Genomic DNA, 16,304 nt, shown 5'->3' on the forward strand with positions numbered 1-16,304 from the left:
TCCGGTCTACCGGAAGAACCCTGGTCGCGTCACCCAGCCGCGCCGCACCGTCCGCCGAGCGTCGGCCGATCCGCGCCGCACCGTCCGCCGAGCGTCGGCCGATCCGCGCCGCACCGTCCGCCGAGCGTCGGCGGATCCGGGCGGTGCCCTCCGTCACGCGTCGGCGTGATCGGACCCTGCCGGTGCCGGTCAGCGCCGCAGCGGGCGGTCCTGGAGCCGCCACCACGCCGTCTCGGCGAGCTCGACGCCGGTGTACACGCCGTGCGGGGTGCGCCGGGCCTCGGTGAGCGAGAACCGCCGCAGCCGGTAGCCGCCGCCGAACCGGTCGATGATCGCCTCGGGCGACGACTCCGGCGTGCGACGGACGAGCCAGGTGCGGTCGTCGACGGGGTCGATCACGCGCGGACGCTCACCGTCGGTTGCCGATACGGGAGCGCAGCACGTCGATGCGCTTCTGGATCTGCTCGATGCTCGCCTGCGCGACGGCCGGTCCCCCGCTGATGCGACGGAGCTCGGCGTGGATCGCGCCGTGCGGCTCGTTCGCGTGCCGGGACCAGATCGACACGAGCCGCGCGAGCTCGGTGCGCTGCTCCTTGAGCGTCTGGTACATCGGGCGGTCGGGGGCGGGCTGCTGCTTCGGCATGCCGTCCTTGGCGGTCCGGCCGCGGGAGCGCTTCGCCTGGGTCGCCTGTCGTGCCCGGAGCAGGTCGCGCACCTGGTCGGGTTCGAGCAGCCCCGGGATCCCGATGAAGTCGAGTTCCTCGAGCGAGCCGACCTCGCCGCCGGTCCCGAACTCGCCGCCGTCGTAGAGGACGCGGTCGAACGACGCCTGCGAGTCGAGCGCCTGGAACGGCTGCACCTCGAGGAGGCTCTCGGAGGCGCGGTCCTCCTTGTTGGCCTCGGCGACCATGGCGTCCTCGGGGTTGTACATCCCGTCGTCGGCGTCCTTGGGACGGTCGAGGGCGTGGTCGCGCTCGAGCTCGAGGGTCGCCGCCAGTGCCATGAGGTTCGGCACGCTCGGCAGGAACACGCTCGCGGTCTCGCCGCGGCGTCGGGCGCGCACGAAGCGGCCGATCACCTGGGCGAAGAACAGCGGGGTGCTCGCGCTCGTGGCGTACACGCCGACGCAGAGCCGCGGGACGTCGACGCCCTCGGACACCATCCGGACCGCGACCATCCACCGCGAGGTGTCCTCGGCGAAGGCCTGGATCCGGCTCGAGCCGGCGGCCTCGTCGGAGAGCACCACGGTCGGCCGCTCCCCCGTGATCTGCTGCAGGATCCGGGCGTAGGCGCGCGCGGTGGTGGTGTCGGTGGCGATGACCAGACCGCCGGCGTCGGGGACCCCGCGGCGGACCTCGGTGAGGCGCTTGTCGGCGGCCGACAGCACCGCGGGCATCCACTCGCCGTCGGGCGACAGCGCCGTGCGCCAGGCCTGCGCGGTGATGTCCTTCGTCACCTGCTCGCCGAGGGACGCCGACATCTCGTCGCCCATCCGGGTCTTCCAGCGCATCTGCCCGGCGTACGCCATGAACAGCACCGGCCGGACCACGCCGTCCTTGAGCGCGCGGCCGTAGCCGTAGTTGTAGTCGGAGACCGAGGTGCGGATGCCCTGCTCGTCGGGCGCGTACTGCACGAACGGGATCGGCGCGGTGTCGGAGCGGAACGGGGTCCCGGACAGCGACAGGCGGCGTGTGGCCTTGGTGAACGCCTCGCGGATGCCGTCGCCCCACGTGAGCGCGTCGCCGCCGTGGTGGACCTCGTCGAGGATCACGAGCGTGCGGCCGCCCTCGGTGATCCGCTGGTGCACTTCGGGGTTCATGCCGACCTGCGCGTAGGTGATCGCGACGCCCTGGTAGTGGCGCCCGTACATGCCGTCGCCGTTCTTGAACATCGGGTCGAGCCGGATGCCCACGCGGTCGGCGGAGTCCGCCCACTGCCGCTTGAGGTGCTCGGTCGGCGCGACGACGATGATGCGGTCGATCGTGCCGCGGGCGAGGAGCTCGGTCGCGAGCCGGAGCGCGAAGGTGGTCTTGCCGGCGCCCGGGGTCGCGGCCGCGAGGAAGTCCCGCGGCTCCTTCTCGAAGTACTTCGTGAGGGCCTCGACCTGCCAGGCGCGGAGCTTCGACGCCGTTCCCCACGCGGCACGCTCGGGGAAGGCCGGGGACAGGTGCTCGGCCGCCGCGTTGCCCGCGTTCTCGGCCTGCACGACGGCTTCGTCGTGCGGCCGGACGACCGTGTCGGCGGTGCCGTCGGCCTGCTCGGTGGGACCGTTCGCCGGACGGCCCTCGGCGCTCTCGGGGGTGTCGCCCCACAGCGTCGCGGGCTGCTGCTGGTGCTGGTGTTCCGCTGCGCTCACTCCGGGAGATCCTACCGTCACGCCGGGTCCTGTCGGGCGTGCGGCGGCCGCTGCTCGGGCGTGCCGCGGACGAGCGACGCGGGCCGCAGCACGCCGGCGCCGAACCGCGCGGCGACCGCGTCGACGGTCGTCTCGGTGTCCCGCCACGGCGCGTCGTCGTCCCACAGTGCGTTGCTCGCGGCCGCCGGCACGAGGTTCTCGCCGCGGACCCCGATGAGCCGGATCCGGTTGCCCGGACGGTGCAGGACGTCGTACAGCTCGACCGCCTCGTGGTGCAGGCGCTTCGCCACGTCGGTGGGCTCGGCGAGCGTGCGCGACCGGGTCAGCGTGCTGAAGTCGGTGTAGCGGACCTTGAGGGCGACGGTGCGGGCTTGGACCTCGGCTCGGCGCAGGCGCACGGCCACCTTGTCGGCCAGGCGGAGCAGTTCGCGGGCGACGTCGTCGCGCTCGGTGAGGTCGCGGCCGAACGTGACCTCGTGCCCGATCGACTTCTCGCTCACGCCCGTGTCGACCACGCGTGGGTCCCGGCCCCAGGACAGGTCGTGCAGGCGCTGCCCGCCGGCCGGACCGAGGGCGGCGACGAGGGACGCCAATGGGGTGTGTGCGAGGTCGCCGACGGTGCGGATGCCGCGGCGCTCGAGCTTCTCCTGGGTGGTGCCGCCGACGCCCCACAGTGCCGACACCGGTTGCGGGTGCAGGAACGCGACCGTGTGCTCGGCCGGCACGACGAGGAGCCCGTCCGGCTTCGCCCGGCTCGACGCGAGCTTGGCGACGAACTTCGTGGACGCGGCGCCGACCGAGCAGTGCAGTCCGGTCTCGCGGAGGACAGCGGCGCGGATCGCGGTGCCGATCTGCCACGGCGTGCCGTACAGGCGCATGGCCCCGGCGACGTCGAGGAACGCCTCGTCGATGCCGAGCTTCTCGACCTGGGGCGTGAACTCGCCGAACACGCGCATCACCGCGGCGGACTTGGCCGTGTACTTCTCGAAGTGGGGTTCGACGATGACCGCGTTCGGGCAACGACGCTTGGCGACGGCCATCGGCATCGCGGAGTTCACGCCGTACTTCCGGGCCTCGTACGTCGCGGCGGTGACGACGGACCGGTCGGAGTCGTGGCCGACGATGACGGGCAGACCGCGGAGGTCGGGGCGGTCGAGCAGCTCGACGGAGGCGAAGAACGCGTCCATGTCGACGTGCAGCACCGTCGCCGTCACGTCGTCGACCGGTCGGTCCGAGACCAACCGGTTGCGTCCGTCCTGCTTGCTCACCCGCCGATGATGCCACGGGCCGCCGACACCGCCCGTCCGCCGACGAGCGACACGGGCGCGACGCCGGGTCCGCCGCCGGTCAGCACGCCCGCGCCGCCTGCCGGTCGCCGGCGCGTCGCCGGACGGCGGGCCCGCTACGGCAGCGGCCCCAGCTCGGCCGCCGCGATCGTCCGGGCTGCCGAGTCGCGCGTCGACGGGTGGTACTGGCCGGCGCGGACGTCACGGGCGAGCCGCGACAACTCCGACGTCGCCGCGTACGCGGAGCCGCCGACCACGCGCATCGCCTCGTCCACGACGTGCCGCGCCGCGTCGACCGTCCGCGCCTTCGTCCCGACGAGCAGCGGGAACCACCGCGCGCCGAGGTCGTCGCCGTCGTCCACCGACCGTGCGAGCGACCCGACCTGCAGCGCGACCGCGTCGACGGCACCGCGCATGTCGGCGACCGCCCGACGGACGTCCGGGTCCTGCGACCGCGCGACGCCGTCCCGGCCAGGTCGACCGGACACCGCCGCGACCGCCAGCTCCACCGCGCGGGACGCGACGCCGACGTACACCGCGGCGACGAGCAGCTCGAACGCGGCGAAGATCCCGAAGACGAGCGGGTCGGCCGTCGGACCCACGGGCAGCGACCGCACGATGCGCTCGGCCGGGACGTGCACGCCGAGCAGTCGGGTCGTGCGGCTCTGCGTCGCGCGCATGCCGAGCGTGTCCCAGTCGTCCACGTGCTCGACGTCGCCGTCCGAGCGGAGCACGAACCCGTGCACGAGCCGGGGCTCGGGACCGGTGGTGTCCTTGCCGAAGACGCTCAGCACGTCCCACGCCGGCGCGAGGGACGTGGACACCTTCGTGCCGGTGAAGCGGTACCCGCCGTCGCCGTCCGGCTCCGCCGTCGTCGACGAGTCGAACAGGACGGCGTCGTTGCCGGGTTCGCTCACCCCGAACGCGAGCAGGTGGTCGTCCGCCGCGTGGTCGGTGACGGTCTGGAGGAACGTCCCGCCCCGCGCGGACACGCTGCGGGCCGCCTGCACCCACACCTGGTGCATCCCGAGCCCGAGCGCCGTCGCCGGCGCCGCCTGCGCGAGGCGCTGCTGGAGCGCGACGGTCGCGGCGAGGCCGAGGCCCGAGCCGCCCTGCTCGACGGGCACACCGATCCGGAGCCACCCGGCGGCGCGGAGTTCGTCGAGGTCCTCGGTGCAGAACGTGTTCTCGGCGTCGTACCGCGGGGCCCGCTCGGCGATCCGCGTGAGCAGGTCGTCCGGCAGGGTCCAGCCCGGCGAGGTGGCCTTGGTCATGGCACGAGACTACGGTCGCACCTGTGTCAGATCGTCATCCGTGGTCCAGGTACGTCGCGATCGGTGACTCGTTCACCGAGGGGATCGGCGACCCCGACCCCACCGCCCGGGGCGGCCACCGCGGCTGGGCGGACCGCGTCGCCGAGGTGCTCGCCGCCCGGACCGACGACTTCGCCTACGCGAACCTCGCGGTCCGCGGGCGGCTCCTCGGGCAGATCGTCGACGAACAGGTCGAGCCGGCCCTCGCGCTCCGCCCGGACCTCGTCACGGTGTCGGCGGGGGGCAACGACATCATCCGCCCCGGTTCGGACCCGGACGAGCTCGCCGAGCGGTTCGACCGCATGGTCGAGCGGCTCCGGAGCGGCGGGGCGACCGTGGTGCTCTTCACCGGCCCGGACGTCGGCATGACGCCGGTCCTCGGCATGGTCCGGGGCAAGACGGCGGTCTACAACGAGAACCTGCACGCGATCGCGCTGAAGCACGGCGCACACGTGGCCGACATGTGGGCGCTCCGGGTGCTCCGGGACCCGCGGATGTGGGCGCCGGACCGACTGCACCACTCCCCGACCGGCCACGCGACGGTCGCGGCCGCGGTGCTCGACACCCTCGGCGTCGAGCACGGGCTGGCACCGTCCACGCCGGAGCCGCTCGAGGCCCGGCCGTGGCGCGAGGCCCGCGTCGAGGACCTCGGCTGGGCGCGCGAGTACCTCGTGCCGTGGGTCGTGCGCCGGATCCGGCACACGTCCTCCGGCGACGGGATCAGCGCCAAGCGTCCCGAGCTGCAGCCCGTCGACCGGCGCTCCACGACCCCGTAGGCACGATCCGGCACGCGCTGCCGTGAGCCCGGCCGCGCGGGCGCCGTCGGCGCGGCCGGGTGGCAACCGACGCCGCTCCGGCCCCCGTCAGTCGGCGGGACGGCGGAGCGTCAGCGGTCCGTCGTGCAGCGGCTGCGTCGCCCACACCGAGGTGGCGGTCCCGGCCGCGACGTCGAGGCGCACGTGCAGCAGGTGCGGCGTCTCGACGAACCGCACGTCCAGCTGCACCGCCCCGTCGGTGTCGACTGCGGCACTCGCGGCGAGCGGACCCTCGACCCGCCAGTCCCCCACGCCGACCGGTGCGGACAGGATGCCGCCGTCGACGTCGAGCGTGACCCGCCAGCCGTCGGCGTCCGCCGCGAGGCGGACCCCGTCCACCACGCCGGTCGCGTCGTACGAGCCGGCCGCGTCGTCGGTCGGCTCCGACCCCGCGACGGGAGGCAGCCCGAGGACGGCGAGCCGCGCCTCCAGGCCGTCGTCCGCCGTCGTGTCGCGCGCCGCGTCGTCAGCCGCCGCGTCGTCCACCGGGGCGATCGCCGGCAGGAGGTGTGCCCACGCCGCGTCGAGGACGGCCTGCATGTCCAGGCTCTGCCCGGTGAGCGCGAGGACGACGTCCTGCTCCGGCAGGACCACGCAGAACTGCCCGTACGCGCCGTCGCCGCGGAAGCCGTGGCGCGCCATCCAGAACTGGAAGCCGTAGCCCTGGCTCCAGTCGGGGTTCGCCTCGTCCGGGTTCGCGACCTGCGCGCTCGTCGCGGCGTCGACCCAGTCCTCGTCGAGGATGCGCTGCCCGTCCCACACGCCGCGCTGCAGGTACAGCTGTCCGAGCGCCGCGACGGCCGAGGTCGGCGCGTGGCAGCCGCTGAAGCCGAGCTCCGCACCGGTCTCGTCGCGCTTCCACGCCAGGTCGTCGATCCCGAGCGGGTCGAGGAGCCGCGGGCGGAGCCAGTCCACGAGGGACCCGCCGGTGACCCGCCGGACGATCGCTGCGAGCGTGTAGGTGCAGGGCTGGTTGTAGGCGAAGACGGTGCCGGGCTCCTCGTCCGGCGGGGTGAGCAGGAAGCCCCGGACCAGGTCGTGCTGGTCGGCGGCGCGGGCCCGGTCGAGGGTCTCCTCGCGGTGCCCGGACGCCATCGCGAGGAGGTGCCGCACGCGGATCCGTCGACTGCGGTCGTCGGTGACGTCGGCGTCGAGCTCCGGGAAGTACGACAGGACCGTGGCGTCGAGGTCGACCAGGCCCTCGCGGACGGCGATCCCGACGCCGGCGGCGGTGAAGCTCTTGCTGAGCGAGTAGAGCAGGTGCACGCGCTCCGGGGCGTACGGGGCCCACCAGCCCTGCGCGGCGAGCTGCCCGTGCCGGAGCAGCACGATGCTGTGCGGCTCCACGTCGGGCGTCGACTCGAGGGCGTCGAGGAAGGCGGACACCCCGCGGGCGTCGATGCCGAGGGCGGACGGGGTGGACCGGGGGAACGTCGTCGTCACGCTGCCGACCCTACGCGAGCACGGGGCGGGTCGGGCGGGTGGACGGGCGGTGTGGCGGGCGGCCCGCGCGCGGTCGTGTCGGTGTGGCGTGCGGACCGGGTGGGTCGTGCGTGCGGACCGGGTGGGTCGTGCGTGCGGACCGGGCGCCGTCAGGCGTCCGTGCCCTGGAACGGGTTCGTCCAGCGCCACCACACGCCCGGGTCCTCGATGGGGCGCTCGAGCACGAGCGGCACCGTCACCGGGTCGTGGTCCGACACCGTGAACCGCACCGTGCCGACCCGTTCGCCCTTCGTCCCGAAGGTCACCTGCTCGAGCGTGGTCTTCGCGGTCACGGTCGTCCTGCCCCAGACGAGCACCTCGGCCGCGCGCGCGGACACCGCGTCGGCCTCGTCGCGCCACGGCGTCGAGAACGTGCCGAACGTCTGACCGGCGTGGGTGAGCGTGATGACCTGGAAGTTGTCGGCCACGGACCGCAGGAGGCGCTGCACGTCGCCGTCGAGGGCCGCGTGGTCCACCCCGCCGAGCATCGCGCCGACCACCGTGACCGTGCGGCCGCCGCGCTCGTACGTCGCGGCGAACAGCAGACAGGCGCCGGCCTCGTCGAGCGTGCCGGTCTTGATGCCCTCGACGCCGTCCATCCCGAGCAGCTTGTTCGAGTTCTCGATCGCGCCCGCACCGGGGATCGTCGCCTGCTTCGTCCCGACGACCTCCTTGACGACGGGGTTCGCGAGGGCGAGCTGCCCGAGGTCGACGAGGTCGGTCGCGGTCGAGGTGTTGCCCGCGTCGAGCCCGGTGGGTTCGCGGATCGTCGTGTGGTCGAGGCCGTGCGCGTCGAGCCACCGGTCGGCAGCCGACCGGTACGCGTCCATCGAGCCGAACGCCCAGAGCGCGAGGGCACCCGCGTAGTTGTTCGCCGACTTCATGAGCATGACCTGGAGCGTCTGGTACTCGGAGAGCTGCAGCCCCGCCGGCATCGGTGCGACCTCGCCGTCCTGGGCGAGGTACTGCGCGTAGAGGGCCTGCATCTGCGCGTCGAACGCGATCGTCGGACCGGCCTGCCCCTGCTGGAGCGGCTTCGCGTCGAGCACGACGAGCGCCGTGACGACCTTCGAGATGCTCGCGATCGACCGGGGCGTGCGGTCGCCGCTCGTCCGCAGGCTCTCGGGGAAGTCCGTCGCCTCGACCGCCGTCGCCCCGTACGCGGGGAACGACAGGTCCGGCACCGTCGACGTCGGTGCCGCGTAGGTCGTCGTGCGGGCACTCGCCGGGGCGAAGGGCACCACGGCCGCGGCGACGAGGTACCCCACGACGAGCAGGAGCACGGCGACGACCGAGATCGTCACCGGCCTCCGGACGGCGGAACGGGGGCGACGGACGACTGACGGCACGGGAGCCGAGCGTAGCGGGGTCAGCGGGCCGAGCGCTGGGCGTGCGCGACCGCCCAGAGGCCCACGGCGCTCGCCGCGGCCACGTTGAGCGAGTCGACGCCGTGGTGCATCGGGATCCGCACCGTCGTGTCGGCGGACCGGATCGCGGCGTCGGTGAGCCCCTGCCCCTCGGTGCCCATCACGAGGGCGACCCGGTCGGGCACGTCGGCGGCGAAGGCGTCGAGGTCGACCGACCGGTCCGTGAGGGCCATCGCGGCCAGGTGGAAGCCCTGCGCGCGCAGGTCCTCCCCCGCCGCCGGCCAGTCGCCGATGCGCGTCCACGGGACCTGCAGCACGGTGCCCATGCTCACCCGGACGCTCCTGCGGTAGAGCGGGTCGGCGCAGCGCGGACTGACGAGCACGGCGTCCGCGCCGAGGCCCGCCACGCTGCGGAACACGGCACCGACGTTCGTGTGGTCCACGATGTCCTCGAGCACGACCACGAGCCGGGCGTCCCGGACGACCTCGGCGACGCTCGGCAGCGCCGGACGGTGCATCGCGGCGAGGGCTCCGCGGTGCATGTTGAAGCCGGTCAGCTGTTCGAGCAGGGCGTCCGGCCCGACGAAGACCGGGCCGTCGTGGTCGGCCACGAGCGGCAGCACGCCGTCGAGCCACTTCTCCTGCACGAGGACGCTCCGCGGGACGTGCCCGGCCCGGACCGCACGTTCGATCACGGTGTTCGACTCGGCGATGTACAGGCCGCCCTCGGGCTCCGACACCCGCCGCAGGGCCACGTCGGTCAACCGCGCGAAGTCGTCGAGGCGGGGGTCGTCGAGGGAGTCGATGCGGACGGTCTGCACGGGGCTCGTTTCATGGGAAGGGGGCGGGGCGGTCGGCTGTTGAGGGTACCGTGGACGACGTGCTGACCGACCCGATGCAGGCCGAGCTGGACCGCGTCGTCGACCTGCTCGACGGCAAGCGCTTCGCGGTGCTCTCGGGCGCGGGGCTCAGCACCGACTCGGGCATCCCGGACTACCGCGGCTCCGGTCGCGTCGTCCGCAAGCCCATGACGTTCCAGGAGTTCCGTGCCGACCCCGCGAAGCGGCAGCGGTACTGGGCGGGGTCGCACCTCGGCTGGCGCAGCTTCGCCGCCGCCCGTCCGAACGCCGGGCACCGGGCGCTCGCCGGCCTCGAGCAGGCCGGCCTCGTCACCGGGGTCGTCACGCAGAACGTCGACGGCCTCCACCTCCGCGCCGGGTCACGCCGCGTCGTCGAGATCCACGGGTCGATGGACCGCGCCGTCTGCCTGACCTGCGGGCAGGTGTTCTCGCGCGCCGACCTCGCCGCCGTGCTCGACCGGGACAACCCGTGGATCGACGACCCCGGGACCGTGCAGCTGCAGCCCGACGGCGACGTCGAGATCACCGACGTCGAGCGCTTCCGCGTGCCGGACTGCTCGGTGTGCGGCGGCGTCCTCAAGCCCGACGTGGTGTTCTTCGGCGAGTTCGTCCCGACCGAGAAGTTCCGCGAGGCGGTGTCGATCGTGGCCGAGGCCGACGCGCTGCTCGTGGTCGGCTCGTCGCTCACCGTGAACTCCGGCGTCCGACTCGTCGACCACGCCACGCGCCGTCGGCACCCGGTCGTGATCGTCAACCGCGGCGACACCCGGAGCGACCGACGCGCCGCCGTGAAGGTCGACGCGGGCACGACCGAGACGCTCGAGGCGCTGGCCGCGCGGCTCCTGCCGTCTGCGATGATCGAGCGGTGACGACGCTCCTGTACCTGGTCCGGCACGGCGAGACCGACTGGAACGCGCAACGCCGCATCCAGGGCTCGACGGACATCCCCCTCAACGCGACCGGTCGATCGCAGGCGGCCGCCACGGCACTGCTGCTCGGCCGTCGCCGGTTCGACGCCGTCGTCGCGTCGCCGCTGTCCCGTGCCGCCGAGACCGGTGCGATCATCGCCGCCCACCTCGGCCTGCCCGCACCGACCACCTACGCCGGGCTCGCGGAGCGGTCCTACGGCGAGGCCGAGGGGCTGACCGACACCGAGGTCGCCGAGCGCTACCCGGACGACGACGTCCCGGGACGGGAGTCGCGCGCAGCCCTCGTGGCCCGCGCCACCGAGACCCTGGCCGAGATCGCGGTGCGCTACGACGCCGGCGCGGTCGTCGTCGCCACGCACGGTGCGGTGATCCGCAGCCTGGTGAACGAGGCCGCGCCCGGGACCGCCGACCGGTACGCGACCCCGATCCGCAACGGTTCGGTGCACGCGTTCCGCTGGGACCCGGAGCGGTTCCGCGCCGAACTGGTGCGCTTCGACGACCCGATCGACGAGCTGTCGGAGCAGACCGGCGAGGAGCCCTTCGAGCGGCAGAACCCGCTCGAACAGCGCAGCTGACCCGCTCGGACGCAGCACGCCCCCACCTCCCACGGCGGACAGCCCGGTGCGGCGCGCGCGGCGCCCCGGGCCCCGGGGGGCTACGCTCCGTCCCACGGGCCACCTGACGGACACTCGTGGCGTCCGACGACGGGCGGGAGGGGGACGCGATGACGGATCGACCTCCCGACCACGCCGCCGCGACGGACGACGACCTCGCGCGTGCCTTCGGACCGGACACCGCGTCGGTCCGCACCGCCACGCCGCGGCAGCGGATCCGCCGTGGGACCGTCATCGGGATCGGGGTGCTGCTCACCGCCGCGGTCCTCGCCGCCGCACTGTGGACGATCATCGGCCGCGTGCAGGACGGTGTCGGCGGCGTGTTCCCCCGGCCCGAGGCCGCACTCGCGCGGTTCAGCACCGCTGCGGCCGCGATCGACGGCGTGCAGCAGGTCCTCGACGGCACGACCGAGAAACGGGCGTTCGCGGCGTACGACGTCACGGCGACCGTCGTCCTCGACGACGACACCGCGCCGATCGACCAGACCGCCGTGGTCCGAGCCGTCAGCGCCGCGGCGGACGACGCCGGCGGGAACGGCGTCCGCGTCGGGGCCGTCGTGGTCGCCGGGAACCTGTCGATCGGGGTCACCGCGGACACCGTCCTGAGCACACAGCGGTTGGACGTCGCTCGCACGGTCGCCGCGATCGGTGGCGTGGCCGCCGTCCGGTGCTCGGTCGGGGCGGAGCGCACGGCCGAGGACCCCACCCTGCAGCGGATCGAGGTCGTCACGGGCGGGACCGGGGCCGCGCTCGACACGATCGTGGCGACGGCGTCGGAGCGCGCGCACGGCGTGTTCCCGGGGGCGACCGTGGTGTCGTCGCCGAACTGACCGCGCCGGTCTGCCGCACGTGGGCCCGCCAGGTCGGACCGGGCGGGGTCGGACCGTCGGACCGCGCGGGGACGGACCGTCGGACCGGGAGGTCAGCGCCCCCGCTGTGCCCGGTCCGCCACGGCCCGCTCGACGGCCCGGACGACCTGCTCGGCGGAGTCCTGCCAGCGGAACCGCGCCGCTCGCTCCCGCGACGCCACCGAGGCCTCGTCCCAGCGGTCCTCGAGCCGACGGACCGCCGCCGCGACGGCCGAGGGCGACGACGGGTCGAAGTACTCGGCCGCGCTCCCGCCGATCTCGCGGAAGATCGGGATGTCGCTGACGGCGACCGGCGTCCCGACCCCCATCGCCTCGACGAGCGGGATCCCGAACCCCTCGTCGCGGGAGGCGGTCACCAGCGCGGTCGCGGACCGCAGCGTCGCGAGGTACTCGTCGTCCGAGGCGCCGTCGTGGAAGACGATCGACCCGGACGGGGCGAGCGCGGTCAGCCGTCGCCGGTCGGCGTCGGAGATCCGGGACATGCAGTGCAGCACCCAGTCGGCTCCGAGCAGCGGGAGGGCCGCCGCGAGGGTCTCGACGTTCTTGTACGGCATGTACGAGCCCATGTACACGAGCGAACGCTCCCGACCCGCCGCCGGGTCACGGGGCTCCGCCGGGTCGGCGGCGTTGTACGCCACGGTCACCGGGCGTCGGGTGAGCCGGTGCTCGGCGATCAACTCCGCGGTGGTCTCGGACACCGTGACGACGCCGTCGGCCCCGTCGAGCAGGAACCGCTGCGGCGCCCACGACAGGTGGAACAGCCGCCAGCCGAGCCGGATCGGCCACGAGAACTCCCGCGGGGGCGTGCGGTTGCGGTAGTAGATGAGGTCGTGGAGCGTCAGGACGAGCGCGTACCGACGACCGCGCGAGCCCATCGTCTGCATCGGTGAGAACACCGCGTCGAGCCCGAGCCGGTTCACGGCCCGGGCGACGAGCGGCTCCCCCGCGTCGGTCGGTGCCGGGATGCGTTCCCACGGCAGGTCGGGGAGCGACTCGAGCTGGCGCTCGTCGTGCACGAGCAGCACGGGGTCGTGGCGGTCGGGCAGGTGCGCCGCGATGCCCGCGGTGAACCGGCTGATCCCGTCGTGCCGGCCGATCCGGACGTAGCGGCAGTCGATGCCGATCCGCAGCCGCGTCACGACGCTGCCCCGGTCGTGCCGTGGCCCTTGTCCGAGCCCGGGCCGGTCGTCGTGTCGGAGCCCGTCGTCCTGCCGGGGCCCGCGGTCGCCCCGCCGGTGGTCGCCCCGCCCGTGGTCGTGCCGCCCTTCGCGGTCGTCCCGCGCCCGCGTGCGCGCTGGCGTGCCCGCCCCCGCCGCTCGCGACCGCGGTCGGCCATCCGCCGCAGGACCGCGTCGGCCGCGGCCCCGGGGGTCTCGTAGTGCACGAGGTGGCCGACTCCCGGCACGACCACGAGCTCGGCGTCACGCAGCCGGGCCGCCAGCGCACGCTGCTCGGGCACCGCCGTGATGTCGTCGTGCTCGGCGGCCACGAGGAACACCGGCACGTCGATTCGGTCGGCGTACTCGGAGACGTCGTGCGTGACCGAGGTCCGGAAGGCCTCGAGCACGCTCGTGCGGTCGGCGAAGGCCGAGAAGTAGCGGTCGTGCTGGTCGTGCACCCAGCGGCGCAGGTCGCGGTCACGGCTCTTGAGCATGGCGACGCTCATCGCGCGGACGATCGCCCCGTTGCGCAGCAGCCCGAGCCCGAGGGCCTTCGGCAGGACCGCCCCCGCGCGGTAGTACCCGATGGCGACGGCGGTGGCGACCGCGCGCGGCCCCTGGAGCGCCGGCGCCGCGATCGGGTTCACGAGGACGAGCAACCGGGTGTCGAGCCCGGCGGCGACGGCGGCCGCGGTGACGATCGAACCGAACGAGTGCCCGAGCACCACGGTGTCGTGGCCGAGACCGAGCGCGTCGTGGAACCCGGCCAGCCAGCCCGCGTAGGCGTCGACGTCGGACACCGGCAGCGGGTCGGAGAGCCCGAAGCCGGGCAGGTCCGGGACGAGCACGCGGACGCCGCGCAGGTGCGCCGCGATCGTCTCGAGCCCGTGGTGGTCACCGCGGAACCCGTGCACGGCGAGGACGGTCTGCTCGGCGTCGGTCGGGCCGTACTCCCAGTAGTGCGTGGTGCGGCCGTCGACGACGACGGCTCGGTGCACGACCGGGGTGGCCGCCATCAGCGACTGGTACGGGGAGATCACGGGCGGTTGCATCGCCGCCAGTCTACGAAGCCGCACCCGGCGGGCGCGGCGCCCCGCGCCCCGCTGTGGAGACCGCCGCAGCGAGCACGCCTGTGGAGGAGGAGCCGCGCCTCCCGTCCGTCCGCACGCACGAGGCGCGACGCCGCGCCCCGTCCGCACGAACGAGGCGCGACGCCGCGAATCCGTCCGCGCGCACGAGGCGCGACGCCGCGCCCACGCGACGGGCGGGACGCCGCACCCACCCGACGACCCCGGGCGCTCCGCGACGCGCCCACCGACGACTCCCCGCGGACAGTCGCAGGATCGCGCGCCTAGTGTGGCCGTGGTCGGGCCACCTCGCCGGCCCGCCGACCCTTCGACGAGGAGCACGGTTGACGTTCACGGCCCCGATCCAGCTGCCCGGACTCACGCTCGACCCCCAGTGGCACAAGCGCTCGGTCTTCTACGAGTGCATGATCCGCTCGTTCGTCGACTCGAACGGTGATGGCATCGGCGACATCCAGGGGGTCATCGGCAAGCTCGACTACCTGCAGTGGCTCGGCGTCGACGCGCTGTGGCTCCCGCCGTTCTTCCAGTCGCCGATGCGCGACGGCGGCTACGACATCGCCGACTACAAGGCGATCCTGCCCGAGTTCGGGACGCTCGACGACTTCCGCGAGCTCGTCACGAAGTCGCACGAGCGCAACATGCGCATCGTCATCGACATGGTGCTCAACCACACGAGCGACCAGCACGAGTGGTTCCAGCAGTCCCGCGAGGACCCGGACGGGCCCTACGGCGACTTCTACGTCTGGCGCGACACCGACGAGCACTACCAGAACATCCGCATCATCTTCGTGGACACCGAGGAGTCGAACTGGACCTTCGACCCGGTCCGTCGGCAGTTCTTCTTCCACCGCTTCTTCTCGCACCAGCCGGACCTCAACTACGAGAACCCGGCCGTGGTCGAGGCCGTGTACGACGTCGTCCGGCACTGGCTCGACATGGGCGTCGACGGGCTCCGGCTCGACGCGATCCCGTACCTGTTCCAGTCCGAGGAGGGCAACGGCGAGGGCGAGCCGGAGACCCACGAGTTCATCAAGAAGCTCCGCGCCATGGTCGACGACGAGTACCCGGGCCGCGTGCTGCTCGCCGAGGCGAACCAGTGGCCGCGCGAGACCGCCGCGTTCTTCGGCACCGACGAGGAGCCCGAGTGCCACATGGCCTTCGACTTCCCCGTCATGCCGCGCATCTTCTACTCGCTGCGCGCCCAGCACGCCGCCGAGCTCAAGGCGATCCTGTCCGAGACGCTCGACGTGCCCGAGAAGGCCGCGTGGGGCGTGTTCCTCCGCAACCACGACGAGCTGACGCTCGAGATGGTGAGCGAGGAGTACCGCCAGGCGATGTACGGCTGGTACGGCTACGACCCGCGGATGCGCAGCAACATCGGCATCCGCCGCCGACTCGCGCCGCTGCTCGACAACTCCCGCGCCGAGCTCGAGCTCATCCACGCGCTGCTGTTCTCGCTGCCGGGCTCGCCGTTCCTGTACTACGGCGACGAGATCGGGATGGGCGACAACATCTGGCTGCCGGACCGCGACTCCTCGCGCACGCCGATGCAGTGGACGCCGGACCGCAACGCCGGGTTCTCGACCGCCGACCCGGGCAAGCTCTACCTGCCGGTCGTGCAGTCGCTCGTCTACAACTACGCGCAGGTCAACGTCGAGGCGCAGCTCGCCCAGTCGCGTTCGCTCCTGCACTGGGTGCGGAACGTCATCCACGTCCGGAAGGCCCATCCCGTGTTCGGCATGGGCAGCCTGCACGTGCAGGACACGACGAACGACTCGGTGCTCGCCTTCGTCCGGTCGTGGGAGGGCTCCGGGCAGCAGTTCGGCCCGAGCGCCGAGGACGTGCTCTGCGTGTTCTCGTTCGCCACGAACCCGACGTCGGTCACGGTGTCGGCTCCGGAGTTCGCGGGGCGGCCGCTCTACGACCTGTTCGGCGGGGGCTCGTTCCCGTCGTTCGACGAGGACGGGAACGTCACGCTGACGATGGGTACGCAGTCGTTCTACTGGCTGCACGTGGGCGCGCCGGTCGGGTAGTCGGGTCGGGTCGGCGCGGCGTCGGCGGGTCGGCGCGGCGTCGGCGGGTCGGCGCGGCCGACCCGGTTCGGTCGGGAAGCGCGGTGCGCGCCCGGCCGGCGGGTCGCGGTGTGCGGCCGGGTCGGTCGGGAG

The 16,304-nt window shown here is 73.7% G+C and carries 14 protein-coding genes; 5 read left to right on the forward strand and 9 right to left on the reverse strand.

Annotation, left to right across the window (positions count from 1 at the left end; translation table 11 throughout):
• Window positions 1-189 precede the first annotated feature (189 nt).
• The 4 genes from QOL16_RS08860 to QOL16_RS08875 all read right to left on the reverse strand — a co-directional run bounded on the left by QOL16_RS08860 (window position 190) and on the right by QOL16_RS08875 (window position 4,916).
• Window positions 190-399 (reverse strand): hypothetical protein, encoded by a 210-nt coding sequence (locus QOL16_RS08860; RefSeq protein ID WP_065961658.1) that lies wholly within the window; start codon window positions 397-399, stop codon window positions 190-192.
• A 10-nt stretch (window positions 400-409) separates the two neighbouring features.
• The gene (locus QOL16_RS08865; protein WP_065961680.1) at window positions 410-2,206 is read right to left on the reverse strand and encodes a DEAD/DEAH box helicase; all 1,797 of its coding nucleotides are present in this window, start codon (window positions 2,204-2,206) and stop codon (window positions 410-412) included.
• Between the two features lie 167 nt (window positions 2,207-2,373).
• A complete protein-coding gene (gene dinB, locus QOL16_RS08870) occupies window positions 2,374-3,624 on the reverse strand; it encodes a DNA polymerase IV (protein ID WP_071281867.1) in 1,251 nt (416 codons plus the stop codon).
• Between the two features lie 134 nt (window positions 3,625-3,758).
• Window positions 3,759-4,916: an acyl-CoA dehydrogenase family protein gene (locus QOL16_RS08875; RefSeq protein ID WP_071281869.1), complete on the reverse strand. Its 1,158-nt coding sequence runs from the start codon at window positions 4,914-4,916 to the stop codon at window positions 3,759-3,761.
• Between the two features lie 23 nt (window positions 4,917-4,939).
• Between QOL16_RS08875 and QOL16_RS08880 the strand changes: the two genes are divergently transcribed.
• Window positions 4,940-5,731, forward strand: a complete 792-nt coding sequence (locus tag QOL16_RS08880; RefSeq protein WP_065961664.1) for an SGNH/GDSL hydrolase family protein — start codon at window positions 4,940-4,942, stop codon at window positions 5,729-5,731.
• Window positions 5,732-5,818: 87 nt separating this feature from the next.
• On the opposite strand, the gene QOL16_RS08885 is transcribed toward QOL16_RS08880, so the two are convergent.
• The 3 genes from QOL16_RS08885 to QOL16_RS08895 all read right to left on the reverse strand — a co-directional run bounded on the left by QOL16_RS08885 (window position 5,819) and on the right by QOL16_RS08895 (window position 9,440).
• Entirely contained in the window at window positions 5,819-7,213 is a 1,395-nt protein-coding gene (locus QOL16_RS08885) for a serine hydrolase (RefSeq protein WP_071281871.1), read from the reverse strand.
• A 149-nt stretch (window positions 7,214-7,362) separates the two neighbouring features.
• Window positions 7,363-8,601, reverse strand: coding sequence for a D-alanyl-D-alanine carboxypeptidase family protein (locus QOL16_RS08890; RefSeq protein ID WP_175473022.1), 1,239 nt, complete (start codon window positions 8,599-8,601; stop codon window positions 7,363-7,365).
• 20 nt (window positions 8,602-8,621) lie between these two features.
• Window positions 8,622-9,440 carry an RNA methyltransferase gene (locus QOL16_RS08895; protein ID WP_071247072.1) on the reverse strand — a complete coding sequence of 273 codons (819 nt, stop codon included), beginning with the start codon at window positions 9,438-9,440 and terminating at the stop codon, window positions 8,622-8,624.
• Window positions 9,441-9,514: 74 nt separating this feature from the next.
• Here QOL16_RS08895 and QOL16_RS08900 point away from each other — a divergent pair, with 74 nt between their 5' ends.
• The 3 genes from QOL16_RS08900 (at window position 9,515) to QOL16_RS08910 (ending at window position 11,852) form a co-directional block, all read left to right on the forward strand.
• Window positions 9,515-10,348, forward strand: coding sequence for an NAD-dependent protein deacetylase (locus QOL16_RS08900; RefSeq protein ID WP_071247242.1), 834 nt, complete (start codon window positions 9,515-9,517; stop codon window positions 10,346-10,348).
• Entirely contained in the window at window positions 10,345-10,983 is a 639-nt protein-coding gene (locus QOL16_RS08905) for a histidine phosphatase family protein (RefSeq protein ID WP_065958974.1), read from the forward strand. The genes QOL16_RS08900 and QOL16_RS08905 overlap by 4 nt, the downstream gene beginning before the upstream one ends.
• A gap of 149 nt (window positions 10,984-11,132) precedes the next feature.
• Window positions 11,133-11,852 (forward strand): hypothetical protein, encoded by a 720-nt coding sequence (locus tag QOL16_RS08910; protein ID WP_139266265.1) that lies wholly within the window; start codon window positions 11,133-11,135, stop codon window positions 11,850-11,852.
• A 92-nt stretch (window positions 11,853-11,944) separates the two neighbouring features.
• Here the strand turns inward: QOL16_RS08910 and QOL16_RS08915 are convergent, their stop codons facing one another.
• Window positions 11,945-13,021: a glycosyltransferase family 1 protein gene (locus QOL16_RS08915; protein ID WP_071281951.1), complete on the reverse strand. Its 1,077-nt coding sequence runs from the start codon at window positions 13,019-13,021 to the stop codon at window positions 11,945-11,947.
• Between the two features lie 5 nt (window positions 13,022-13,026).
• A complete protein-coding gene (locus QOL16_RS08920; RefSeq protein WP_254780121.1) occupies window positions 13,027-14,103 on the reverse strand; it encodes an alpha/beta fold hydrolase in 1,077 nt (358 codons plus the stop codon).
• Between the two features lie 359 nt (window positions 14,104-14,462).
• Between QOL16_RS08920 and treS the strand changes: the two genes are divergently transcribed.
• Window positions 14,463-16,172 carry a maltose alpha-D-glucosyltransferase gene (treS, locus tag QOL16_RS08925; protein WP_071281879.1) on the forward strand — a complete coding sequence of 570 codons (1,710 nt, stop codon included), beginning with the start codon at window positions 14,463-14,465 and terminating at the stop codon, window positions 16,170-16,172.
• Window positions 16,173-16,304: the final 132 nt, after the last annotated feature.

It is taken from the genome of Curtobacterium sp. MCBA15_004 (assembly GCF_001865055.2).
Classification (GTDB): domain Bacteria; phylum Actinomycetota; class Actinomycetes; order Actinomycetales; family Microbacteriaceae; genus Curtobacterium.